The sequence below is a fragment of the Heyndrickxia coagulans DSM 1 = ATCC 7050 genome (genome assembly GCF_000290615.1).
Classification (GTDB): Bacteria; Bacillota; Bacilli; order Bacillales; family Bacillaceae_C; genus Weizmannia; species Weizmannia coagulans.
In genome coordinates this window covers 16890-40109 of sequence record NZ_ALAS01000098.1, presented here as the reverse complement: position 1 = coordinate 40109, position 23220 = coordinate 16890, and the positions used below count along the sequence as shown (strand labels likewise).

Annotated in this window: 39 protein-coding genes; all 39 read right to left on the bottom strand. The window is 47.8% G+C overall.

Going from position 1 to position 23220, the window contains the following annotated elements; genetic code table 11:
- Positions 1-53: 53 nt before the first annotated feature.
- Complete coding sequence (cysC, locus tag IC21_RS04540) at positions 54-671, bottom strand: adenylyl-sulfate kinase (RefSeq protein WP_029141989.1); 618 nt, start codon at positions 669-671, stop codon at positions 54-56.
- Positions 672-704: 33 nt separating this feature from the next.
- Positions 705-1859: a sulfate adenylyltransferase gene (gene sat, locus IC21_RS04535; RefSeq protein WP_029141990.1), complete on the bottom strand. Its 1155-nt coding sequence runs from the start codon at positions 1857-1859 to the stop codon at positions 705-707.
- Between the two features lie 120 nt (positions 1860-1979).
- Positions 1980-2228, bottom strand: a complete 249-nt coding sequence (locus IC21_RS04530; protein WP_029141991.1) for a hypothetical protein — start codon at positions 2226-2228, stop codon at positions 1980-1982.
- A gap of 82 nt (positions 2229-2310) precedes the next feature.
- A complete protein-coding gene (rpsI, locus tag IC21_RS04525; protein WP_013858111.1) occupies positions 2311-2703 on the bottom strand; it encodes a 30S ribosomal protein S9 in 393 nt (130 codons plus the stop codon).
- A gap of 21 nt (positions 2704-2724) precedes the next feature.
- Positions 2725-3162 carry a 50S ribosomal protein L13 gene (rplM, locus tag IC21_RS04520; RefSeq protein ID WP_013858110.1) on the bottom strand — a complete coding sequence of 146 codons (438 nt, stop codon included), beginning with the start codon at positions 3160-3162 and terminating at the stop codon, positions 2725-2727.
- 200 nt (positions 3163-3362) lie between these two features.
- Positions 3363-4100, bottom strand: a complete 738-nt coding sequence (truA, locus tag IC21_RS04515) for a tRNA pseudouridine(38-40) synthase TruA (RefSeq protein WP_029141992.1) — start codon at positions 4098-4100, stop codon at positions 3363-3365.
- Positions 4097-4906, bottom strand: a complete 810-nt coding sequence (locus IC21_RS04510) for an energy-coupling factor transporter transmembrane component T family protein (RefSeq protein ID WP_013858108.1) — start codon at positions 4904-4906, stop codon at positions 4097-4099. The genes truA and IC21_RS04510 overlap by 4 nt, the downstream gene beginning before the upstream one ends.
- Complete coding sequence (locus IC21_RS04505) at positions 4903-5772, bottom strand: energy-coupling factor ABC transporter ATP-binding protein (RefSeq protein WP_013858107.1); 870 nt, start codon at positions 5770-5772, stop codon at positions 4903-4905. Before IC21_RS04505 ends, IC21_RS04510 begins: the two co-directional genes overlap by 4 nt.
- Entirely contained in the window at positions 5748-6596 is an 849-nt protein-coding gene (locus IC21_RS04500) for an energy-coupling factor ABC transporter ATP-binding protein (protein ID WP_029141993.1), read from the bottom strand. Before IC21_RS04500 ends, IC21_RS04505 begins: the two co-directional genes overlap by 25 nt.
- 526 nt (positions 6597-7122) lie before the next feature.
- The gene (rplQ, locus tag IC21_RS04495; protein WP_029141994.1) at positions 7123-7533 is read right to left on the bottom strand and encodes a 50S ribosomal protein L17; all 411 of its coding nucleotides are present in this window, start codon (positions 7531-7533) and stop codon (positions 7123-7125) included.
- Positions 7534-7581: 48 nt separating this feature from the next.
- Positions 7582-8526, bottom strand: a complete 945-nt coding sequence (locus IC21_RS04490; RefSeq protein WP_017554014.1) for a DNA-directed RNA polymerase subunit alpha — start codon at positions 8524-8526, stop codon at positions 7582-7584.
- 181 nt (positions 8527-8707) lie between these two features.
- The gene (gene rpsK, locus IC21_RS04485; protein ID WP_017554013.1) at positions 8708-9097 is read right to left on the bottom strand and encodes a 30S ribosomal protein S11; all 390 of its coding nucleotides are present in this window, start codon (positions 9095-9097) and stop codon (positions 8708-8710) included.
- A gap of 21 nt (positions 9098-9118) precedes the next feature.
- A complete protein-coding gene (gene rpsM, locus IC21_RS04480) occupies positions 9119-9484 on the bottom strand; it encodes a 30S ribosomal protein S13 (protein WP_013858102.1) in 366 nt (121 codons plus the stop codon).
- Positions 9485-9505: 21 nt separating this feature from the next.
- Positions 9506-9619 carry a 50S ribosomal protein L36 gene (rpmJ, locus tag IC21_RS04475; protein ID WP_003156543.1) on the bottom strand — a complete coding sequence of 38 codons (114 nt, stop codon included), beginning with the start codon at positions 9617-9619 and terminating at the stop codon, positions 9506-9508.
- Positions 9620-9721: 102 nt separating this feature from the next.
- Positions 9722-9940 (bottom strand): translation initiation factor IF-1, encoded by a 219-nt coding sequence (gene infA / locus IC21_RS04470; protein WP_013858101.1) that lies wholly within the window; start codon positions 9938-9940, stop codon positions 9722-9724.
- A 567-nt stretch (positions 9941-10507) separates the two neighbouring features.
- The gene (locus IC21_RS04465) at positions 10508-11158 is read right to left on the bottom strand and encodes an adenylate kinase (RefSeq protein ID WP_013858099.1); all 651 of its coding nucleotides are present in this window, start codon (positions 11156-11158) and stop codon (positions 10508-10510) included.
- A gap of 47 nt (positions 11159-11205) precedes the next feature.
- Positions 11206-12498, bottom strand: a complete 1293-nt coding sequence (gene secY / locus IC21_RS04460; protein WP_013858098.1) for a preprotein translocase subunit SecY — start codon at positions 12496-12498, stop codon at positions 11206-11208.
- On the bottom strand, positions 12498-12938 hold the full coding sequence (rplO, locus tag IC21_RS04455; RefSeq protein ID WP_013858097.1) for a 50S ribosomal protein L15: 441 nt from the start codon (positions 12936-12938) through the stop codon (positions 12498-12500). Before rplO ends, secY begins: the two co-directional genes overlap by 1 nt.
- A gap of 30 nt (positions 12939-12968) precedes the next feature.
- The gene (gene rpmD, locus IC21_RS04450; RefSeq protein WP_013858096.1) at positions 12969-13148 is read right to left on the bottom strand and encodes a 50S ribosomal protein L30; all 180 of its coding nucleotides are present in this window, start codon (positions 13146-13148) and stop codon (positions 12969-12971) included.
- 13 nt (positions 13149-13161) lie between these two features.
- Positions 13162-13662 (bottom strand): 30S ribosomal protein S5, encoded by a 501-nt coding sequence (gene rpsE, locus IC21_RS04445; RefSeq protein ID WP_013858095.1) that lies wholly within the window; start codon positions 13660-13662, stop codon positions 13162-13164.
- Between the two features lie 23 nt (positions 13663-13685).
- A complete protein-coding gene (rplR, locus tag IC21_RS04440) occupies positions 13686-14048 on the bottom strand; it encodes a 50S ribosomal protein L18 (protein ID WP_029141995.1) in 363 nt (120 codons plus the stop codon).
- 31 nt (positions 14049-14079) lie between these two features.
- Positions 14080-14616: a 50S ribosomal protein L6 gene (gene rplF, locus IC21_RS04435; protein WP_029141996.1), complete on the bottom strand. Its 537-nt coding sequence runs from the start codon at positions 14614-14616 to the stop codon at positions 14080-14082.
- A 29-nt stretch (positions 14617-14645) separates the two neighbouring features.
- Positions 14646-15044: a 30S ribosomal protein S8 gene (gene rpsH, locus IC21_RS04430; RefSeq protein WP_013858092.1), complete on the bottom strand. Its 399-nt coding sequence runs from the start codon at positions 15042-15044 to the stop codon at positions 14646-14648.
- Positions 15045-15073: 29 nt separating this feature from the next.
- Positions 15074-15259 (bottom strand): type Z 30S ribosomal protein S14, encoded by a 186-nt coding sequence (locus IC21_RS04425; protein WP_014096494.1) that lies wholly within the window; start codon positions 15257-15259, stop codon positions 15074-15076.
- Between the two features lie 28 nt (positions 15260-15287).
- A complete protein-coding gene (gene rplE / locus IC21_RS04420; RefSeq protein WP_013858091.1) occupies positions 15288-15827 on the bottom strand; it encodes a 50S ribosomal protein L5 in 540 nt (179 codons plus the stop codon).
- 25 nt (positions 15828-15852) lie between these two features.
- Positions 15853-16164 carry a 50S ribosomal protein L24 gene (rplX, locus tag IC21_RS04415; RefSeq protein WP_013858090.1) on the bottom strand — a complete coding sequence of 104 codons (312 nt, stop codon included), beginning with the start codon at positions 16162-16164 and terminating at the stop codon, positions 15853-15855.
- 38 nt (positions 16165-16202) lie between these two features.
- On the bottom strand, positions 16203-16571 hold the full coding sequence (rplN, locus tag IC21_RS04410) for a 50S ribosomal protein L14 (protein WP_013858089.1): 369 nt from the start codon (positions 16569-16571) through the stop codon (positions 16203-16205).
- Between the two features lie 47 nt (positions 16572-16618).
- On the bottom strand, positions 16619-16882 hold the full coding sequence (gene rpsQ, locus IC21_RS04405) for a 30S ribosomal protein S17 (protein WP_017554009.1): 264 nt from the start codon (positions 16880-16882) through the stop codon (positions 16619-16621).
- A gap of 20 nt (positions 16883-16902) precedes the next feature.
- Complete coding sequence (gene rpmC, locus IC21_RS04400; protein ID WP_013858087.1) at positions 16903-17106, bottom strand: 50S ribosomal protein L29; 204 nt, start codon at positions 17104-17106, stop codon at positions 16903-16905.
- Complete coding sequence (gene rplP / locus IC21_RS04395) at positions 17096-17530, bottom strand: 50S ribosomal protein L16 (protein WP_013858086.1); 435 nt, start codon at positions 17528-17530, stop codon at positions 17096-17098. Before rplP ends, rpmC begins: the two co-directional genes overlap by 11 nt.
- Before the next feature lie 2 nt (positions 17531-17532).
- Positions 17533-18189, bottom strand: a complete 657-nt coding sequence (gene rpsC / locus IC21_RS04390; protein ID WP_026104594.1) for a 30S ribosomal protein S3 — start codon at positions 18187-18189, stop codon at positions 17533-17535.
- A 3-nt stretch (positions 18190-18192) separates the two neighbouring features.
- Positions 18193-18534, bottom strand: coding sequence for a 50S ribosomal protein L22 (gene rplV / locus IC21_RS04385; protein ID WP_013858084.1), 342 nt, complete (start codon positions 18532-18534; stop codon positions 18193-18195).
- 17 nt (positions 18535-18551) lie between these two features.
- Positions 18552-18830 carry a 30S ribosomal protein S19 gene (gene rpsS / locus IC21_RS04380; protein WP_013858083.1) on the bottom strand — a complete coding sequence of 93 codons (279 nt, stop codon included), beginning with the start codon at positions 18828-18830 and terminating at the stop codon, positions 18552-18554.
- A 60-nt stretch (positions 18831-18890) separates the two neighbouring features.
- Complete coding sequence (rplB, locus tag IC21_RS04375; RefSeq protein ID WP_013858082.1) at positions 18891-19721, bottom strand: 50S ribosomal protein L2; 831 nt, start codon at positions 19719-19721, stop codon at positions 18891-18893.
- A 35-nt stretch (positions 19722-19756) separates the two neighbouring features.
- Positions 19757-20041 (bottom strand): 50S ribosomal protein L23, encoded by a 285-nt coding sequence (gene rplW / locus IC21_RS04370; protein WP_017554006.1) that lies wholly within the window; start codon positions 20039-20041, stop codon positions 19757-19759.
- On the bottom strand, positions 20041-20664 hold the full coding sequence (gene rplD, locus IC21_RS04365) for a 50S ribosomal protein L4 (protein WP_013858080.1): 624 nt from the start codon (positions 20662-20664) through the stop codon (positions 20041-20043). Before rplD ends, rplW begins: the two co-directional genes overlap by 1 nt.
- Positions 20665-20688: 24 nt before the next feature.
- Entirely contained in the window at positions 20689-21318 is a 630-nt protein-coding gene (gene rplC, locus IC21_RS04360) for a 50S ribosomal protein L3 (protein ID WP_013858079.1), read from the bottom strand.
- Between the two features lie 40 nt (positions 21319-21358).
- Positions 21359-21667 (bottom strand): 30S ribosomal protein S10, encoded by a 309-nt coding sequence (gene rpsJ / locus IC21_RS04355; RefSeq protein ID WP_013858078.1) that lies wholly within the window; start codon positions 21665-21667, stop codon positions 21359-21361.
- Positions 21668-21987: 320 nt separating this feature from the next.
- Complete coding sequence (gene tuf, locus IC21_RS04350; RefSeq protein ID WP_029141997.1) at positions 21988-23175, bottom strand: elongation factor Tu; 1188 nt, start codon at positions 23173-23175, stop codon at positions 21988-21990.
- Positions 23176-23220: the final 45 nt, after the last annotated feature.

Here is a 23220-nt window from a genome sequence, read left to right as displayed (position 1 = left end):
ACCTATGTAGAAAAACGTGCAGCAAGGTTTTGCACCTGCTGCACGTTTGCCGTTTATAAAACCGGCTGCTTTTCGATGTACCCTTTTTCTTCCAAAAAGCGGATCACCTGCCCGACAGCCTGTTCCAGCGGCTGTTTGTCGGTTTCCACGACAAGTTCCGGATGTTCCGGGGCTTCATAAGGGGCATCTATACCGGTAAAATTTTGTATTTCCCCATTGCGGGCTTTTTTGTATAAGCCTTTCGGGTCCCGCTGTTCACATGCTTCCAACGGGCAATGCACGTAAATCTCTACGAATTCATTATCTTCGACCAGTTCGCGCACCATGTCCCTGTCAGCACGGTACGGTGAAATGAACGCCGTCAGCACCATTACGCCGGCATCCACGAACAGTTTTGACACCTCTCCGATGCGGCGGATATTTTCTTTCCGGTCTTCCGGGGAAAACCCGAGATTTTTATTCAACCCGTGGCGGATATTATCGCCATCGAGGATATACGTGCGGATCCCCCGCCTGTGGAGTTCCTGTTCAACGGCGACGGACAGCGTTGATTTCCCCGCACCGGATAACCCGGTAAACCAGAGGACTGCGCTAGAGTGCCCGTTTAACCTCCGGCGGTCTTCTTTTTTAATTTGGGTTTCATGCCATGTGATATTGGTTGCTTTCGCCATGCGGCCGGTTCCCTCCTTATGATTTGCGGACGTTTAATTGTGCACTTTCATCCCTTTGATCAGCACTTCTGCCACTTCCGGCCGGGAAAATTCTTTCGGCGGTTTTTGGCCGGCGCGCAGCATTTCGCGCACTTTTGTCCCGCTCAAATGAATATGGTCTTCTTTTCCGTGCGGACAGGTTTTCGTTGTGGCCATATTGCCGCATTTCGTGCAGTAAAACGCATGCTCAAATTTTAAAATGGTGATGCCCAGTTCCTGCTCCACAGTGCTGATCAGTTCCTGTGCTTCATACGTCCCATAATAATCGCCGACGCCGGCATGGTCCCGGCCAACAATGAAATGGGTGCAGCCGTAATTTTTACGGACGAGCGCATGCAGGATTGCTTCCCGCGGGCCTGCATAGCGCATGGCGGCAGGGTAAATAACAAGGCGCACACGGTCTTTTGGATAATAATGTTTCAAAATCACTTCGTAACTTTCCATCCGGATATCCGCCGGAATATCATCGCTTTTTGTCTCGCCGACAAGCGGGTTTAAAAGCAGCCCGTCAACGATTTCAAGCGCGCTTTTCTGAATGTATTCATGGGCGCGGTGGACCGGGTTGCGCGTCTGGAAGCCGACAATCGTTTTCCAGCCGAGGGATGCGAACAATGCCCTTGTTTCTTTCGGATCTTTATAATAAGCGGCAAACTCGTCATGATTCGGGCGGTTTAAAAGCGTAACCGGCCCTGCAAGATACACATCCCCGTTTTCATATAAGCGTTTAACACCGGGGTGCGCCGGGTCGGTTGTCCCGTACACGAGCCTTGCTTCCCGTTCTTTTTCCACTGTATACTTTTCTTCCAGTGTGAGCGTGCCGTAGATCACGCCGTCTGCGCCTTTTAATGCGAGCATTTCTCCGGTTTCAAACCTTTCCGCTTCCTCTTCTGTTACGGGAAGCGTGATCGGAATACTCCAGATAAGGCCGTTTGAAAGCCGCATATTTTCCACAACCGTTTCATAATCCTGCTTCCCCATAAACCCGGTCAGCGGGCTGAATCCGCCGATGCCGATCAGCTCCAAGTCGGAGATGCTCCAGTCGGAAACGGTTAATGCCGGTAATTGTTCTGCCTGTTTTAAAGCTTCCGCACTGTGGTTTTCCCGGTTTACCAATATACCGCCGTGCGGGATGCTCGTTGAAAAAGCCATGTTCCAATTTCCTCCACTCGTTTACATTTTTCCTATAAAAACAATTGGAATACTTCCGTAATATTTATTTTAGCATTAAACAGATTATTTTTGCATTTATTTTTTGCAAATTTTGACGGATCACGGGTGAGCGCGCTGTCCTCTTTCAAATCGCTTCTCGACACGCTCATGATAGGCTCCGGACTGAAAGACTTCCTGCGATGTTGTTCCTTCAAGGGCAAGCAAGTATAATGCCTTTACATCCTCAGCGATGTCTTCACGCTGCATAAAATCATCAAGGCTTGTATGGTTGTGGCTCGTTTGCAGTGCCGGGTCAATAAACGATTCGATTTTCTGCCTCAGCTCCGTTTCGTCTTCCTGCAACAGCAAATGAAGGGTGCTAGCGGGTTTTTTTGGACATAAAAAAGACCCTCCCCACATAAGTGAAGAGAGCCTTTGAAATGCCAATAATTTAACGTTTCGAGAACTGAGGTGCACGACGAGCGCCTTTGAGACCGTATTTCTTCCGTTCTTTCATACGGGCGTCACGTGTCAGAAGGCCTGCGCGTTTTAACACTGCACGATATTCAGGATCAGCCTGCAGCAATGCGCGGGCAATACCGTGGCGGATTGCGCCAGCTTGGCCTGTGAAACCGCCGCCTCTTACGTTTACGAGAACATCGTAGCTGCCGTTTGTTTCTGTTATATTCAATGGTTGTTTAATCACTTCAACTAAAGCTTCGAACGGAATGTAATCTTTTACATCGCGCCCGTTAACCGTAATATTGCCGTTTCCAGGAACTAAGCGGACACGTGCAACAGAACTTTTGCGGCGTCCGGTCCCGGCGTATTGTACTTGTGCCAAAATAATGCCCTCCTTTTAAAATTATCCGCGAAGTTCGTAAACTTCCGGTTTTTGTGCTTCATGCGGATGCTCTGCGCCAGCATACACATGCAACTTTTTAAACATCTGGCGTCCAAGGGAACCTTTCGGAAGCATGCCTTTAATAGCAAGTTCCAGCATTTTTTCTGGATAGTTCGCACGCATTTCGCCTGCTGTGCGCTGTTTCAAACCGCCTGCAAACTGGCTGTGGCGGTAGTAAATTTTGTCTTCCAGTTTTTTGCCTGTCAATTCTACTTTAGAAGCATTCAGGATGATCACATGGTCGCCCGTATCCACGTGCGGTGTGAAAACCGGTTTATGTTTGCCGCGTAAAATGGATGCCACTTCAGAAGCGAGGCGCCCAAGGGTCTTGCCTTCAGCATCCACTACGTACCATTTACGTTCAACTTCGTTTGCTTTTGCCATATAAGTCGTACGCATGAGTTACCCTCCTAAAAAATATTCACAAAAACACAGTCATGATCTATTTGCATTATCACAATAAGTTTCCGGGGCTTATCGTGGAGTTAAAAAAACAATACCATAGGTTATAATATCGTTTTGGGGCAAGAATGTCAAGCAAATGTTACGCCTGGTCCGGTTGTTTTTGTCTTCTTTTTATCATGCGGGTCCATGCCCCGTCAATAAGTTACTTTCCATAAATACAATCCTTCCGGCGGCGCGGTTTTGCCCGCATAGATCCGGTTGCGTTTTTCAAGGATTTCGCGCATTTCACCGGGCTCGCGCTTGCCGCTGCCGATTTCAAGCAAAGTGCCGGTTAAGATCCGCACCATATTGTATAAAAAGCCGTTTCCTTTAAAACAGATCACCAATTCATCGTCCTGCCGCAAAAACCGGATCTCTTTCAACGTGCGGACCCTGTCTTCCGCCTCCGTTTTTGCCGAGCAAAAACTCGTAAAATCATGGGTGCCAAGCACGGCGTTTGCCGCCGCTTCCATTGCCCCGGTATCAAGCGGAAACCAGACCCTTAACGCGTAACGGTGCTTAAACGGGCTGCGGACATGGGAAAAATAGATCCGGTAGCGGTATTCCTTCTCTTTTACCGAGTAGCGCGCGTGAAAACCGGGGCCCACATACGCCGCTGCCGAAACTGAAATATCGCCGGGAAGCAGGCTGTTTAAAGCGGCCGGCCAGCTTGTTTCCGGAATAGAAAGATCCGTATCGAAATGGACCACCTGCCCCATCGCGTGCACGCCGGCATCCGTCCTTCCGGAAGCCGCCGTTTTCACGGGGCGGCCTTTATGAAGAGCGGCCAGCGCCTTTTCGATTTCCTGCTGGACCGTCCGCTGCCCCGGCTGGACCTGGTACCCCGCGAACCGGGAACCGTCGTAACTGACCGTACATTTTACGCGCTTCATAAAATCCCCCCGTCACGGAACAGCACGAGCAGGATGATAACGGCGGCCAGGGCGCAAATGGACAGCGTATCAGCCGTGCGCCAGATGAGCAAGCGGTATTTTGTCCGCCCCTCCCCGCCCTGGTAGCCGCGGGCTTCCATTGCCGTTGCCAGCTCTTCCGCACGTTTGAACGAACTGACAAACAGCGGAATTAATAAAGGAATAATGGCTTTCACCCGGTCTTTTATACTCCCGCCGGAAAAATCGACACCCCGGGCCATCTGCGCCTTCATGATTTTTTCCGTTTCGTCCATTAATGTCGGAATGAACCGCAGTGAAATGGACATCATTAACGCCAGTTCATGGACCGGAAATTTTACTTTCCGGAGCGGCGCAAGTAGCATTTCAATCCCGTCTGTCAGCGAGATTGGCGTTGTCGTCAGCGTCAAAAGCGATGTTAAAAAGATCAACAGCATAAACCTGAGCGAAATAAACACGCCCTGCCGGATCCCTTCACTATAAATATGAATAAATGCATAACGGAAAACAAGGCTGCCCTCACGATTGAAAAACAGCTGCAGAAAAAAGGTAAAAATGACCAGCCATAAAATCGGCATTAACCCTTTAATAAAAAAACGGACAGGAACTTTTGAAACCAGCATAACAAGCAAGGTAAAGATTACGAGAATCCCGTAGGTGGCCGCATTATTGGCCAAAAATACAATACAAATAAAGACGAATACAAAAATCAATTTCGAACGCGGATCCATCCGGTGAATGACGGAATCGCCCGGAATATAACGCCCGAAAATCATTTTTTCCATCATGCGCGCCCACCCCGTTTCAAAACCGATTGCAATGCTTCCGCAAGTTCTTCTACTGTCAGGCATGTCTTTTTGAACTTCATACCGGTTTTTTTCTCGAGCATGGTCTGGAAGCGGACAATCTCCGGCACGCTTAATCCCCATTTTTCAAGCAACCCGGGATCGGAAAAGATGTCACGGGGTGCACCTTTTTTCATCAATTTCCCCTGGTGCAAAATGACGAGCTCATCGGCATACAGGGCGGCATCTTCCATGCTGTGGGTAACAAGCACAGTCGTTAAATGCTTCTTCCGGTGCAATTCGTAAAACATGCCCATCATCTCGTGGCGCCCGCGCGGATCAAGGCCGGCAGTCGGCTCGTCCAGCACAAGCACATCCGGTTCCATCGCAAGCACACCGGCGATGGCAACCCGCCGCATTTGCCCGCCTGACAGGTCAAACGGCGATTTTGCAAGAATCTCTTCTGAAAGCCCGACAAGCCGGATGAGTTCCCTTGCCCGCTGTTTCGCTTCTTCATCCGGAACGCCGAAATTTTTCGGGCCGAAACAGATGTCTTTTTCCACCGTTTCTTCAAACAGCTGGTGTTCAGGAAACTGGAACACAATCCCGACTTTTTGCCGGATCGCCTTCAAGTTTTTTTCCTTTTTTCCGCCTTCAATCACCCGGCCGCCGATCGTTACTTTTCCTTTTGTCGGCTGGAGCAGGGCATTCAAATGCTGCAGCAGCGTCGATTTGCCTGAACCGGTATGCCCGATCACGGCGATATAGCGGCCGGACGGGATGGCGAGGGAAATGTCATAGAGCGCAAGCCTTTCAAACGGCGTATTCGGCTGATACCGGTATTCTACTTGTTCAAATGCAATGTCCATAGTGCATCCACCAATTCTTCATCTGTTAAATAAATTTCCGGTAAGTCCAGGCCCCTTGCTTTAAGCGCTTTTGCCATTTTGACCGGGAACGGAATATCGAGGCCAAGCGCGGTCAATGTCTCATCCATTTGAAAAATGTCACGCGGTGTGCCTTCCTGGTAGACCTCCCCGCGGTTCATCACGATCATCCGTTCCGCCTGGGCGGCTTCTTCAAGATCATGGGTAATCGAGATGACGGTCAGCCCCGCTTCTTGTTTCAACTGGCGGATCGTCTCCAGCACTTCTTTGCGGCCGACCGGATCGAGCATGGATGTAGCTTCATCCAAAATGATCACTTCCGGCTTAAGCGCGATGATCCCGGCAATCGCCACCCGTTGTTTTTGCCCGCCTGATAGATGGTGCGGTTCGCGGTCCAGAAAGTCCGACATCCGAACCCGCTTTAAAGCATCATGGACGCGTTTCACCATTTCCTCACGCGGCACACCGTGGTTTTCCAGCCCAAATGCGACATCATCCTGAACGGTTGTGCCGACAAACTGGTTATCGGGATTTTGAAACACCATGCCGACGCGCCTTCTAATCTCCCAGACATTTTCATCCGACAACTTGAGGCCGGAAACCGTTATCGCGCCTTTTCCGGGAAACTGCAAGCCGTTCAGGAGCCTCGCCAGCGTAGACTTTCCGGATCCGTTATGCCCGACAATGGCCAGCCACTCGCCTTTATAAACTTGAAAAGAAATATTTGTTAGTGCATATGTTTCCTGTTCCGGGTAACGGAAGGAAACCTGGTCGATGTCAATGATCACGTTCGCGCTGTCTGCCAATGCCGGATTCCTCCTCTGTAACCTGCTTTCTTTGCACGGTTCAAACATGCCAAGCAATCCTTCTTCATCCTCTTCAGCATCATTTTCATCCTGATGGCGGCGCCTTAAAGTTGCAGCAGGGGCAGCCTTCATGCGCCTGCCCCTGCGCCGGCAACAGCCCGTTTAAAAACGGTTTATCTCACGAACGACGATGCCAATGTTTCGCCCGTTTGCTTGTATTTATATTCTACCGTATTGTCGTGCAGTTTGGCGGGTAAAATATCCCCATAATAAAAAAGCCTGCACCCCTCTTCAGTGTAGACGTTAACAATCCGGCGCACAGAAATAAAAAGGGGTGCAAGAGCTAGACGGGCCACAAAATGCGCCCATCGTAACACTCACAGTTTGTTGCATCACGCATAAAAGAAAAGGTTTCATAAACACAGGCTGCCCTCTAGCTGCAAGCCTGCGATGACGAACCGAAAAAAGATAGAAAAAGGGCAAAGAAGCAGTTAATATTCTTTCAACTGTCCAGCCCTTGAGAAAATCATTCGTTTACTTGCTCTTGGTCTTGCTCTTGCTCTTGCTCTTTCTTTTCAACGAATTCAATAATCGCAACCGGCGCACCATCCCCGCGGCGCGGGCCTACTTTCAAGATGCGGGTGTAACCGCCCTGGCGATCCGCGTAACGTTCTGCAATGACCGAGAATAATTTTTGAACAGCATCCTGTTTTGTTTCTGCGTCAGCTGTTTCATGGCGTACATATGCAGCAGCCTGGCGGCGGGCATGAAGATCACCGCGCTTTCCAAGCGTAACTAATTTTTCAACAACCGAGCGTAATTCTTTTGCGCGTGCTTCAGTTGTTTCGATGCGTTCATTAATGATAAGGTCTGTTGCCAAATCGCGCAGTAATGCTTTACGTTGGGCGCTTGTGCGTCCTAACTTTCTGTAAGGCATGAAGTTCCCTCCCTTATGTTGGATTAATCGCTTTGCCTTCTAACCGGCTCAGTCGTCTTTGCGCAAACCCAAGCCCAAATCTTCGAGCTTTGCTTTGACTTCTTCAAGGGACTTGCGGCCAAGATTCCGGACTTTCATCATATCTTCTTCCGTTTTGTTGGCCAGTTCCTGAACGGTATTGATGCCGGCACGTTTCAGGCAGTTATAAGAACGGACTGAAAGATCAAGTTCCTCAATTGTCATTTCAAGCACTTTTTCTTTCTGGTCTTCTTCTTTTTCCACCATAATTTCTGCATTTTGTGCTTCATCCGTCAGTCCGACGAAGATGTTCAAATGCTCGGTTAAAATTTTGGCGCCTAAAGCAATTGCTTCTTTCGGGCCGATGCTGCCGTCAGTCGTGACATCCAGTGAGAGCTTATCATAATTGCTGACTTGCCCTACCCGGGTATTTTCGACCTGGTAGCTCACGCGTTGAACCGGGGTATAAATAGAATCTATTGGAATGACACCAATTGGATGGTCTTCCCGCTTATTTTGATCAGCAGGAACATAGCCGCGGCCTTGGTTGGCAGTCATGCGCATACGCAAATGCCCGTTTTCGGCAACCGTCGCAATATAGAGATCCGGATTTAAAATCTCCACATCGCTGTCATGCGTAATATCGGCTGCTGTCACAGCGCCTTCTCCCTGTACATCAATCTCAAGCGTTTTTTCCTCATCGGAGTAGATTTTCAAAGCCAGCTTTTTGAGGTTCAAAATAATGCTGGTCACATCTTCAACAACGCCTTCGACTGTCGAGAATTCGTGCATCACGCCATCGATTTGGATGGATGTGACAGCGGCACCCGGGAGTGAAGATAATAGGATACGACGTAAGGAGTTACCCAAAGTAGTACCATATCCACGCTCAAGCGGTTCTACGACGAACTTGCCATAAGTAGCGTCATCGCTGACCTCAACCGTTTCAATTTTTGGCTTTTCAATTTCAATCATTCAAATTAACCCTCCTTCAAAACGTCGAAACCCCGTATAGCACCCCAGAAAGAGCCCTATTCGAAATTCCCCATGCAAAATTCCCTATTATGCATAACAACTGGATCATTCAAATCATTTTTTTGCAGATTATGCATCATATCCCATTATAGACAAGGATACAAAATCTATACAAAAAAAATCAGACACGACGACGTTTTGGCGGGCGGCAACCATTATGCGGCACAGGTGTTACGTCTTTAATGGCTGTAACTTCAAGCCCGGCAGCCTGCAGGGCACGGATAGCGGCTTCACGGCCTGCGCCAGGTCCTTTTACATTTACTTCCAAAGACTTCATCCCATGTTCCATCGATGCTTTCGCGGCTGTTTCAGCAGCCATTTGTGCAGCAAACGGCGTTGATTTACGAGAACCTTTGAAGCCGAGCGCACCGGCACTGGACCATGCAACAGCATTCCCATGCACATCCGTGATCGTAACGATTGTATTGTTAAAAGTGGAACGAATATGAGCGACACCTGATTCAATATTCTTTCTTACGCGGCGTTTGCGCGTATTTGTTCTGCGTGCCATATGAACAACCTCCTTTGCTTATTATTTCTTCTTACCGGCAACCGTTTTACGCGGGCCTTTGCGTGTACGGGCATTGTTTTTCGTGTTTTGCCCGCGAACAGGAAGACCGCGGCGGTGGCGGAGACCTCTGTAGGATCCGATTTCCATCAGGCGTTTAATGTTCAAGGAAACTTCGCGGCGAAGATCCCCTTCTACTTTCAGCCTGTCCACGATATCACGGATTTTGTTTACTTCATCCTCTGTTAAGTCGCGGACGCGTGTATCTTCAGAAATTCCGGCCTCAGCAAGAATTTTTTGTGCAGTTGATTTACCGATTCCGTAAATGTATGTTAAAGAAATAACAACACGTTTATCACGTGGAATGTCAACACCGGCAATACGAGCCATACAGGTGCACCTCCTTCAGATTTATCCTTGTTTTTGTTTGTGTTTCGGATTTTCACAGATTACCATTACTTTGCCTTTTCTGCGGATAACCTTGCATTTTTCGCAGATCGGCTTCACAGATGGTCTAACTTTCATGGTTTACCCTCCTTAATATACGGAGTACAGGCCCGGTACCCTTTATCCAGACAGATTCCCCGGGCAGACTTTCCGTTTCACCGAAAAAGCCGTGTATCTACATTATTTAAACCGGTACGTAATTCTACCGCGGGTCAAATCATATGGGGACAGTTCAACTGTTACTTTATCGCCCGGTAAAATGCGGATAAAGTTCATCCGGATTTTACCCGACACATGCGCAAGAACAGTGTGACCATTTTCTAATTCTACCTTAAACATGGCATTCGGCAAAGTTTCGCTTACAATGCCCTCAACTTCAATAACGTCATCTTTCGCCATCGAACTATTCTCCCTCCTCCTAACATTTAGGACCTGGCAATGATACTTTTCCAAAACCTTAAAACGATTAGGCTCGCCAAAACTCCCGCTTCAGGAAGCGGCCGGCCTGCTGCATATTCACGTAAACCGGCTGATCCGGGGGGCCGGCAGGAGCTGATAAACGTTCCCAAGGTTACATGGTTCTTTCATGTCAGTCTTGACCAATCCCATGTCCGGCATACATGTGAACGAACGAAAGCCATTTGCACAGAATTGAATTGCATGAGAGACGTTCGAATGACGCTTACTGGCAATCCTGACAACGGAAGCCGCCTTCCTCATCTATTGATTACAAGTTAACTGATGAAGCAAATCGCCAATAAAACAGAGCCGTCATTTCACCCGTGAAATATCCAGCGGTGAAAATGCCACGAAAACCATTATAACCTTTTTAAGCGGAAATTGCATCAAACTTGAAAAGTTTTTTACCGTCCGGACACAGCCGAAAAGCCGTCCGGATAAAACTTCCAAAGGTGGTTTCCATCCAACGTGATTGCGGCTCTCATGAATTCACCAAGTCGTTCACGTTTAACCCAGTTGGCCCAGCAATTGATCGATATCCGCAAAAACTTGATGAATATCCTGCTGGCCGTTTACATTCCGCAAATAGCCTTTTTCCTCATAAAAGTCCAGCAGCGGCCGGGTTTGCTTCATATTGACATCGAGCCGGTTCCCGACAGTTTCTGCGTTGTCATCCGGCCGTTGATACAGCGGGCCGCCGCATTTGTCGCAAACGCCCTCCGTTTTTGGCGGATTAAACACGAGATGGTAAGTCGCACCGCAATTTTCACAAATTCTCCGACCGGTCAGCCGCTCTGTCAGAATCTCCCGGTCCACCTCTATGTTGATAACATAATCAAGCCGTTTGCCAAGGCTGCTTAAAATATTTTCCAAAGCTTCTGCCTGGGCAACCGTCCGCGGGAAACCGTCAAGCAGGAAGCCATTTTTGCAGTCATCCTTGCTTAACCGTTCGCGCACGATCCCGATCGTTACTTCATCAGGGACCAGTTCGCCTTTGTCCATAAAGGATTTGGCTTTAAGCCCCAGCTCCGTTTCTTCCTTTATCGCCGCCCGGAACATGTCTCCGGTGGAAATGTGAGGAATGGCATACTTATCAATGATTTTTTCGGCTTGAGTCCCTTTACCGGCTCCGGGAAGGCCCATTAACACTAAATTCATCGTACAGCCCCCTTATTCCTGACATGGTTTCAAGTGCAAAACCATTTTTATTTGATAAAGCCTCTGTAATGGCGTTTAACAAGCTGTGCTTCCAGTTGCAGCATCGTTTCAAGCGCAACCCCGATCACAACGAGCAGGCTTGTGCCGCCGATTCTGGCGGAAGTCGGGAGCCCGATGACATTCGTGAAAATGACAGGCAGAATGGCAATCACAGCAAGAAAGATTGAACCGACGAATGTCAGCCGGTATAAAACCGAAGTGACATATTGCTGTGTGTTTTTGCCCGGGCGGATCCCCGGAATATAGCCGCCTTGTTTCTTTAAATTGTCGGCAAGCTGCTCCGGATTGACTTGTACGAATGCATAAAAGTACGAAAAAGCGATAATCAACGCCACATAAATCAAAGCTCCGACCGGTTTTGTATAGTCAAAAATATACTGGATGGTGCTTGCCACACTGCTGGAACCGAAAAACGAAGCAATCGTCTGCGGCGCAATAATGAACGAAATCGCAAAGATAACCGGAATGACCCCGGCAGCATTGACCTTTAAAGGCAAATGCGTTGACTGCCTGCCGGTTGTTGCCCTGCCGGAAATGTGCTGGGCATACTGGACCGGTATCTTTCTCGATGCCTGCTGGAAATAGATGACTCCGACCACAATGGCCAGAATGATCAATGCAAGAAAAGCCAGCAAAACAATCTTCAAAAACAGCTGGGAACCGGCATTTTCAATTTGCTGTGCGTAAATCTGGTTGATGGCTGTCGGAATCCCGGCAATAATGCCGGCCATAATCAAAATGGAAATCCCGTTTCCTACGCCTTTGGCCGTAATTTGTTCGCCGAGCCACATCAAAAATGTGGTACCGGCTGTCAGCGTCAGTGCGATGATCAAATACGTCCAGAAACCGGACTTCGTAATCAGTGCCCCCTGCGCCAAATTATTAAAGCCATATGACATGCCGAAGCCTTCAATTAAAGCCAGGATAACCGTAAAATAGCGTGTAAACTCACTCAGCTTACGACGCCCCACTTCACCCTGTTTTGCCCACTCGGCAAACTTCGGCACAACATCCATTTGCAAGAGCTGCACAATAATGGAAGATGTGATATATGGCATAATGCCCATTGCAAAAATGGAAAAGTTCTTCAGCGCACCGCCCCCAAAAGTGTTTAGAAAGCCGACTAAACCGTTTTGGGTGGAGGCTTCCAATACGGAAGCATCCACATAAGGAACAGGAATAAAGGCTCCTATGCGGAATACAACCAGCATGAGGAGGGTGAAAATAATTTTATTTCTTATCTCACCCACACGCATCAAATTGGCGATTGTCTTGAACATTAAATCACCTCAGCTGTACCGCCAGCAGCTTCTATGGCTTCTTTGGCAGCAGAGGAGAATTTATGTGCTTTTACGGTCAATTTTTTCTCGAGTTTGCCGTTTGCAAGCACTTTTACGCCCGATTTTTCCTTGCTGATCACACCTGTTTCCAATAAAAGGGCAGGCGTTACTTCCGTGCCGTCTTCAAAACGGTTTAAAACGTCCAGGTTCACAATGGCATACTCTTTACGGTTGATGTTCGTAAAACCGCGTTTCGGCAAACGGCGGAACAACGGGGTTTGGCCGCCTTCAAAACCGAGGCGTACACCGCCGCCGGAACGGGCGTTTTGGCCTTTGTGCCCTTTGCCGGCTGTTTTTCCGTTGCCGGAACCAATACCGCGGCCGACACGGTTGCGTTTTTTACGGGATCCTTCTGCAGGTTTTAATTCATGAAGTTTCATGGTTGCACCTCCTTATCTTAAAATCAAAAATTATTGTTCCGATACAGAAACAAGATGGGACACTTTATTGATCATGCCGCGAATTGCAGCATTGTCTTCTTTCTCAACAGTCTGGTTGACTTTGCGCAGGCCGAGCGCTTTTACCGTATCGCGCTGATCCTGCGGGCGGCCGATGACACTGCGGGTGAGGGTGATTTTCAATTTTGCCATGAGCGTTCCCTCCTTAACCTAATAATTCTTCGACAGATTTATTGCGCAGTTTCGCAACTTCATCCGCACGCTTCAATTGTTTAATGCCGTCCATTGTGGCACGGATCATGTTAATCGGTGTGTTTGAACCAAGCGATTTGGACGTAATATCCGCAATACCCGCAAGCTCAAGGATCGCACGGACAGGGCCGCCGGCGATAACACCGGTACCAGGGGAACCCGGTTTCAGCAGGATTTTGCCTGCACCGAAGTGGCCAACAACTTCGTGCGGAATCGTTGTGCCCGCAATCGGTACCTCTACAAGATTTTTCTTCGCATCTTCAACAGCTTTGCGGATCGCATCCGGCACTTCCTGCGCTTTTCCGGTTCCAAATCCGACATGTCCGTTCCGGTCGCCAACAACGACAAGTGCGGAAAAGCGGAAACGGCGCCCTCCTTTTACCACTTTGGCAACGCGGTTAATCGTAACAACACGTTCCTCTAACTCAAGTTTGTTTGGGTCAATACGTAGCATGTAAAATTTCCCCTCCTTTTTGATTAAAATTGTAATCCGTTCTCACGGGCTGCATCGGCAAGCGCTTTGATACGGCCATGATAGAGATATCCGCCGCGGTCAAAAACAACTTCTTTGATACCTTTTTCCACTGCGCGCTTTGCAATCAATTCGCCCACCTTTTGTGCAGCTTCCACATTTCCGGTTGACTCAAGGCTCAACTCTTTATCGAGCGTGGAAGCGCTGGCCAGTGTGACGCCCTTTACATCATCAATCAATTGGGCATAAATGTTTTTGTTGGAACGATAGATATTCAGGCGCGGACGTTCAGCCGTTCCGCTTAATTTTGCGCGGACGCGTGCATGCCTTTTTTTGCGTACTTGATTTTTATCCGGCTTCGTGATCATCGAATTCACTCCTTTCTCATCCTAGGCGGCATTATTTACCGGTTTTACCTTCTTTTCTGCGTACATATTCGCCTTCGTAACGAATCCCTTTGCCTTTATAAGGTTCAGGCGGGCGGACGTCGCGGATGTTGGCGGCAAATGCGCCGACGCGTTCTTTGCTTACGCCTTTTACGACAATTTTTGTATTGGAAGGCACTTCGACTTCCAGGCCTTCTTCCGGTTCAAATTCAACAGGATGGGAGTAGCCGACGTTCAATACGAGTTTTTTGCCTTGTTTTTGGGCGCGGTATCCAACCCCAACCAGTTCCAAAGATTTTTCAAAGCCTTTCGACACCCCTTCCACCATGTTTGCGAGCAGTGCGCGGGTCGTTCCGTGCAAAGCGCGGTGGATTTTGCTGTCTGAAGGGCGTGTTACGTGAATGATATTGTCTTCTACGGCAATGTTAATATCAGGGTTGAAGCTGCGGGTCAGCTCACCTTTAGGCCCTTTAACCGTAACTGTATCTCCGTTAATGGTTACCGTAACGCCGGATGGAATTTCAACCGGTTTTTTTCCTATACGTGACATAATTTACACCTCCGTTCAACGTCAAATGATTACCAAACGTATGCTAAAATTTCTCCGCCGACATTGTTTTTCCGTGCTTCTTTGTCGGTTAAAACGCCCTGAGAAGTAGAAACAATTGCGATGCCAAGCCCGTTCAGCACTTTCGGCACTTCACCTGCTTTTGCGTATACGCGCAGGCCCGGTTTGCTGATACGCTTGATCCCTGTAATGACGCGTTCGTTGTTTGCGCCGTATTTCAGGAAGATCCGGATAATCCCTTGTTTGTTATCCTCGATATATTCAACATCACGCACGAAACCTTCACGTTTCAAAATCTCGGCGATCTCTCTCTTAATCTTGGAAGCCGGGACTTCCAATTTTTCATGACGCACTGTATTTGCATTACGGATACGCGTAAGCAAATCTGCAATCGGATCAGTCATGACCATTTCTTTTACCTCCTTCCCAAATTCGGGTTTTACCAGCTGGCTTTTTTCACGCCAGGAATTTGACCTTTATATGCAAGTTCGCGGAAACAAATACGGCAAAGTTTAAATTTGCGAATGACGGAATGCGGCCGGCCGCATCGTTCGCACCGGGTATAAGCCTGAACTTTATACTTCGGTTCACGTTTTTGTTTCGCAATCATTGATTTTTTAGCCACGTTTTCGCCTCCCTTTTTAGCGCCCGCTTTATTTTTGGAATGGCATTCCGAGCAGGCCTAACAGTTCACGTGATTCTTCGTCCGTGTTCGCAGTGGTGACAATGACGATGTCCATCCCACGCACTTTGCTGACTTTATCGTAATCAATTTCAGGGAAGATCAGTTGCTCTTTAATGCCGAGTGTATAGTTTCCGCGGCCGTCAAATGATTTTTTCGATACGCCGTGGAAGTCGCGCACACGCGGAAGCGAAACTGAAATCAGTTTATCGAGGAATTCGTACATGCGCTCGCCGCGGAGGGTTACTTTCGCGCCAATCGGCATCCCTTCACGAAGGCGGAAACCTGCGATCGATTTTTTCGCTCTTGTCACAACCGGTTTTTGGCCGGAAATCAACGTTAATTCTTCTACTGCATTGTCGAGCATTTTTGCGTTTTGGACAGCATCGCCAACACCCATGTTGATCACGATCTTTTCAACTTTAGGCACTTGCATAACGGATGTATAGTGAAACTTGCTTGTTAAAGCAGGAATAACTTCTTTTTCATATTTTTCTTTTAGGCGGTTCATGTCGTGTACCTCCCTTCATGTTCAACTATTTATCTAAAACTTCACCGGATTTTTTTGCTACACGCACTTTTTTGCCGTCCCTTATTTCATATCCGACACGTGTCGGCTCATTTGTTTTCGGATCAATCGGCATCACATTGGACACGTGAATGGGCGCTTCCATATCGAAAATACCGCCCTGTGGATTTGCCTGGGAAGGTTTCGCGTGTTTTTTGACAATGTTCACGCCTTCCACAATCACACGGTCTTTTTTCGGATATGCCGCAAGGATCGTACCGGTTTTGCCTTTATCTTTGCCGGAGATCACCATTACCTTGTCACCTTTTTTGACATGCATTACAGTCGCACCTCCTTGATTGTCACAAACTGTATCGATTAAAGCACTTCCGGAGCCAGTGATACGATTTTCATGAAATTGTTGTTGCGCAGTTCACGTGCAACAGGCCCGAAAATACGCGTGCCGCGAGGGCTCTTGTCGTCACGGATAATGACGCATGCATTTTCATCGAAACGAATATAAGAACCGTCGCTGCGGCGCACTCCGCTCTTTGTACGGACCACAACAGCTTTCACTACATCACCTTTTTTAACAACGCCTCCAGGTGTTGCTTGTTTTACCGTAGCAACGATGACATCTCCGATATTCGCGGTTTTCCGGCCGGATCCGCCCAATACTTTAATCGTCAAAACTTCACGTGCACCTGAGTTGTCAGCTACTTTTAAACGGGTTTCTTGTTGGATCATCCTCGTTTACCTCCCTTCGGAATCAACCGTATCCGAACTGATACAAATTAGATAATGACTGCTTTTTCAACGATTTCCACCAGGCGGAAACGTTTTGTAGCAGATAACGGGCGTGTTTCCATGATTCTTACGATATCGCCGACTTTGGCTTCGTTGTTTTCATCATGTGCCTTGAATTTTTTCGAGTATTTTACGCGTTTGCCGTACAGAGCATGTTTTTTGTAAGTTTCTACAAGAACAGTAACAGTTTTATCCATTTTGTCTGATACGACACGGCCGGTGTATACTTTGCGTTGGTTGCGTTCACTCATGTATCGCGAACCTCCTCCCATTATCGGTTGTTAATTCCAATTTCTCTTTCACGAATGACGGTTTTCATGCGGGCAATCGATTTACGAACTTCACGAATGCGGGCAGTGTTCTCTAATTGTCCGGTCGCAAGCTGGAAGCGAAGGTTGAACAGCTCTTCCTTCAGCGACTTTACTTTTTGTTCAATTTCGGCAGTGGTTAAGTCACGAATTTCTTTAGCTTTCATTAGATTCACCACCAATTTCTTCACGTTTTACGAACTTGCATTTAATCGGCAGCTTGTGGGACGCAAGGCGCAAAGCTTCGCGTGCGACTTCTTCAGGAACACCGGCAATTTCAAACAAAATCTTGCCCGGTTTCACAACAGCCACCCAGCCTTCAGGCGCACCTTTACCGGAACCCATCCGGACTTCAAGCGGTTTTGCTGTATATGGTTTATGAGGGAAAATTTTTATCCATACTTTACCGCCACGCTTCATATAACGTGTCATCGCAATACGGGCAGCTTCAATTTGGCGGTTTGTAATCCAGGAAGCTTCCAAAGCCTGCAAACCATATTCGCCAAATGCAACTTCAGTGCCGCCTTTTGCACGGCCGCGCATTTTTCCGCGGTGTTCACGGCGGTATTTTACACGTTTAGGCATCAACATGATCAGTTTCCCCCTTCCTCGGTTTTTTTCTTGGCAGGAAGGATTTCCCCGCGGTAAATCCAAACTTTTACGCCCAGTTTTCCGTAAGTCGTATCTGCTTCGGCATGGGCATAGTCAATATCCGCACGAAGCGTATGAAGCGGAACTGTACCTTCGCTGTAATGTTCTGCACGGGCAATATCCGCACCACCCAGGCGTCCTGAAACCTGCGTCCGGATTCCTTTTGCACCGGCACGCATCGCACGTTGGATCGCCTGTTTTTGCGCACGGCGGAAAGAAACACGGTTCTCCAGCTGGCGGGCAATGTTTTCCGCAACAAGTTTTGCATCAATATCTGCCTTTTTAACTTCGACAATGTTAATGTGGACTCTTTTTCCTGTTAAAGCATTCAGTGCTTTACGCAATGCTTCTACTTCCGAACCGCCTTTACCAATCACCATGCCCGGTTTTGCCGTGCGGATTGTAATGTTGACACGGTTTGCAGCACGTTCAATTTCCACGCCGGAAACAGAAGCATCCGCGAGGCGCTTTGCGATATATTCACGAATTTTAATGTCTTCGTGCAATAGATCGGCATAATCTTTTTCTGCGTACCATTTCGATTCCCAGTCACGAATCACTCCGATTCGCAAACCGATAGGATTTACTTTTTGACCCACCAATTATCCCTCCTTTTGATCTGATACTACGATCGTAATATGGCTCGTGCGTTTGTTGATCTGGCTTGCGCGCCCCATTGCACGCGGCCGGAAACGTTTCAGTGTAGGCCCTTCATCGACATAAGCCTTTTCCACAACAAGGTCGTTTGCGTCCATATCGTAGTTGTGCTCTGCGTTCGCAATCGCAGAGTTGAGTACTTTTTCAATAACCGGCGAAGCAGCCTTTGGCGTAAATTTCAAAATCGAAAGCGCTTCTCCTACTTGCTTTCCTCGAATTAAATCAATTACCAGGCGTGCCTTACGAGGAGCAATACGGACTGTTTTCGCGACAGCTTTTGCTTGCATTGGAATACCTCCTCCCGTTAGCGTCTTGTCTTCTTATCGTCACCGGCGTGACCTTTGAATGTACGTGTCGGAGCAAACTCACCGAGCTTATGGCCGACCATATCTTCCGTGATATATACCGGAACATGTTTACGGCCGTCATACACAGCGATTGTGTGGCCGACAAATGCAGGGAAAATCGTCGAACGGCGTGACCACGTTTTGATCACTTGCTTCTTGTTGGATTCGTTCAATTTTTCCACTTTCACCATTAAGTGATCGTCAACGAAAGGCCCTTTTTTCAGACTGCGACCCATGAATAGTCCTCCTTCCTGATTAGAGCTACGGTTCAAGCTGCGAACCGTAGTTCAACAGCATTATTTTTTACGGCGCCGTACAATAAATTTATCTGAAGTATTTTTCTTCTTGCGCGTTTTGTAACCAAGTGTCGGCTTGCCCCATGGTGACATTGGCGATTTACGGCCGATCGGAGCGCGGCCTTCACCACCGCCGTGCGGGTGATCATTCGGGTTCATAACAGATCCGCGGACAGTCGGGCGTACACCCATCCAGCGTTTGCGGCCTGCTTTACCGATGTTGACCAGTTCGTGCTGTTCGTTGCCAACCTGGCCGACCGTTGCGCGGCAAGTTGCAAGAATCATGCGCACTTCGCCGGAATTCAGGCGGACAAGCACATATTTGCCTTCTTTACCAAGCACTTGTGCTGAAGTACCAGCAGAACGGATCAATTGGCCGCCTTTGCCTGGTTTCAATTCAATGTTATGGATAACCGTACCAACAGGAATTTCAGAAAGCGGAAGTGCATTTCCGACTTTAATGTCTGCATCCGGCCCGGACATCACTTCCATGCCGACAGTTAAATTTTTTGGTGCAAGGATGTACCGTTTTTCACCATCTGCATAGTGAATCAAAGCAATATTAGATGAGCGGTTCGGGTCATACTCGATTGTGGCAACGCGCCCTGGTATACCATCTTTATCGCGTTTGAAGTCGATAATCCGGTATTGGCGCTTATGGCCGCCGCCCTGATGACGAACAGTTAATTTCCCCTGGTTGTTGCGGCCTGCTTTTTTCGAAAGCGGAGCAAGCAGTGTTTTTTCAGGCTTATCCGTCGTGATCTCCGCAAAATCCAAAGCCGTCATGCCGCGACGCCCGTTAGAGGTTGGTTTGTATTTTTTGATCGCCATTTTTTTCCCTCCTCTTCAAGTTTGATGGATCGTATTTAAACCTCAAAGATTTCAATTTCCTTGCTGTCAGCTGTTAACGTAACAACTGCTTTGCGGCGCTTGTTTGTATAGCCGGTATAACGGCCCATGCGTTTGAACTTGCCTTTATAGTTCGCAACGTTCACTTTCGCAACTTTGACGCCGAAAATCTCTTCCACAGCATCTTTGATTTCTGTTTTATTCGCTTTAACATCAACTTCAAATGTATATTTCTTATCTGCCGTCAATTCCATTGAACGTTCAGTAATCACGGGGCGCTTCAGAACATCACGTGCATCCATTAACCAAGCACCTCCTCTACTTTTTCAACAGCGGATTTTGTCATAATCAATTGATCATGGTTTACAACATCCAAAACATTTACGCCTGTTGCTTCAACAACCGTAACACCCGGAATGTTGCGTGCGGACAGTACCACATTTTCGTTCAATCCGTCTGTGACAACAAGTGCTTTTTTATCCACTGACAAATTTTTCAGGACGGCAATAAAATCTTTTGTTTTTGGCGCATCAAAACTTAATGCGTCCAGAACCAAAATATTGTTTTCCTTTACTTTTGACGATAGAGCGGATTTAATCGCAAGACGGCGTACTTTTTTCGGCAGTTTGTAGCTGTAGCTGCGTGGAACAGGCCCGAAAACCGTACCGCCTCCGCGCCATTGCGGGGAACGGATCGATCCTTGGCGTGCGCGGCCTGTGCCTTTTTGTCGCCATGGTTTGCGTCCGCCGCCGCGTACTTCAGAACGGCCTTTTACTTTGTGGGTACCTTGGCGGAGCGAAGCCCTCTGCATGATGATCGCTTCAAATAAAACATGTTCATTCGGTTCGATGCCGAATACAGCGTCGTTTAATTCCACTTCACCGACTTGCGAACCGTTTTGGTTGTATAGAGCTACTTTTGGCATTCCTGTTTCCTCCTTTCTTTGCAATTATTTTGCTTTTACAGCTGCTTTAACTGTAACCAAAGCTTTTCTCGGACCAGGAACGTTACCTTTAATCAAAAGCAGATTGCGTTCTGCATCCACTTTGACGATTTGCAGATTTTGAACGGTAACCCGTTCTCCTCCCATGCGTCCAGGGAGTGCTTTTTGTTTAAAGACGCGGTTTGGCGCAATCGGGCCCATTGAACCCGGACGGCGGTGGTAACGCGAACCGTGAGCCATAGGGCCGCGGGATTGTCCGTGGCGTTTAATGACGCCTTGGAATCCTTTCCCTTTTGTAATGCCGGTAACATCTACAATGTCACCTTCTGCAAAAATATCTACTTTGACTTCTTGACCAACTTCAAAATCACTTGTGTTTACGCCGCTGAATTCGCGGATGAAGCGCTTAGGTGCCGTATTGGCTTTTGAAACATGACCCTTTTCCGGTTTGTTTGCCAGGCGTTCCGGTTTGTCTGCAAATCCGAGCTGAATCGCTTCATAACCGTCCGTTTCAACTGTTTTCTTTTGCAGCACAACGTTTGGTGTTGCTTCAATTACAGTGACAGGAATAAGATCGCCGTTCTCGGCAAAAACTTGGGTCATACCGATTTTTCTTCCTAAGATTCCTTTGGTCATCAGTCACACCTCCTGTTAAATATGTCATGTTTTTTTATCATTAAAGTTTAATTTCAATGTCAACGCCGGATGGCAGATCCAACCGCATCAGCGAATCAACCGTTTGCGGGGTCGGATTTACGATATCAATCAAACGTTTGTGTGTACGCATTTCAAATTGTTCACGAGAATCTTTGTACTTGTGGACAGCACGCAGAATGGTGTAAACGGATTTCTCAGTCGGAAGCGGAATCGGACCGGAGACGTTTGCACCTGATCGTTTTGCTGTTTCTACAATTTTTTCTGCAGACTGATCCAGAATTCTGTGATCGTATGCTTTTAAACGAATGCGAATTTTTTGTTTTGCCATTATTTTCCCTCCTTTATCGCCTATTTGCTAATAGACATTCTCCATGGAAATTTTCCTGGCCCACGCGCCATGGCAAAGCGGCCGGGTGTGCCAGCAACCTCCCACTTCATCGCAGTCAAAGACCAACATCAAACATTATACACAAAAGCCGAGTGTAATGCAACATAAACTTTGATATGCTGCTGATTTCAGTGACTTTTTTATTATACTGGCCCTGTGGCGCAACATCAAGTTTTGGAAAACATTGCTGCAACCCGGGCGCGTAAGCATGGAAAAAGCCCGGCCGGGATGACCTGGCCGGGCTTTTTTTAAATAGCCGATTAAGCTTCGATGGAAGAAACAGAACCGGCGCCAACTGTACGGCCGCCTTCACGGATCGAGAATTTTGTTCCTTCTTCGATCGCGATCGGGGCAATCAATTCAACGCTCATTTCAACGTTATCACCAGGCATAACCATTTCAACGCCTTCTGGCAGAGTAATAATGCCGGTTACGTCCGTTGTACGGAAGTAGAATTGCGGACGGTAGTTAGAGAAGAAAGGAGTGTGGCGTCCACCTTCTTCTTTCGTTAATACATAAACTTGTGCTTTAAATTTGGTATGCGGTGTAATAGAACCCGGTTTCGCCAAAACTTGGCCGCGTTGGACTTCTTCACGTGCAATACCGCGGAGAAGCGCACCGATGTTGTCGCCTGCTTCAGCATAGTCGAGCAGTTTGCGGAACATTTCAACGCCGGTAACCGTTGTTTGTTTCGGTTCGTCGTTCAAACCGATGATTTCAACAACATCGCCGACTTTCAATTGCCCGCGTTCTACACGGCCGGTTGCAACTGTACCACGGCCTGTGATGGAAAATACGTCTTCAACTGGCATCATGAACGGTTTATCCGTGTCACGTTGCGGAGTCGGGATGTATTCGTCAACAGCATCCATCAATTCAAGGATTTTTGCTTCGTATTCAGGGTCGCCTTCAAGAGCTTTCAAAGCAGAGCCTTTGATAACCGGCACTTCATCGCCAGGGAAGTCGTATTCGGAAAGAAGGTCACGAACTTCCATTTCAACAAGTTCAAGCAATTCTTCGTCGTCCACCATGTCGCATTTGTTCAGGAACACAACGATGTAAGGCACGCCAACTTGGCGGGACAAAAGGATGTGTTCGCGCGTTTGCGGCATTGGGCCGTCAGCAGCGGATACAACCAGGATCGCGCCGTCCATTTGGGCAGCACCAGTAATCATGTTTTTCACATAGTCAGCGTGTCCAGGGCAGTCAACGTGTGCGTAGTGGCGTTTTTCCGTTTCATATTCAACGTGCGCAGTGTTGATGGTAATACCGCGTTCGCGTTCTTCCGGAGCACCGTCAATTTGGTCATATGCTCTTGCTTCTGCTTTCCCTTGTTTTGCAAGAACAGCAGTAATTGCAGCAGTCAAAGTCGTTTTACCATGGTCAACGTGACCGATTGTTCCAATGTTACAGTGTTCTTTAGAACGGTCAAATTTTTGTTTAGCCATCAGGAAATCCTCCTTAATATTTTGGATTGAGTAAGTATATGGATG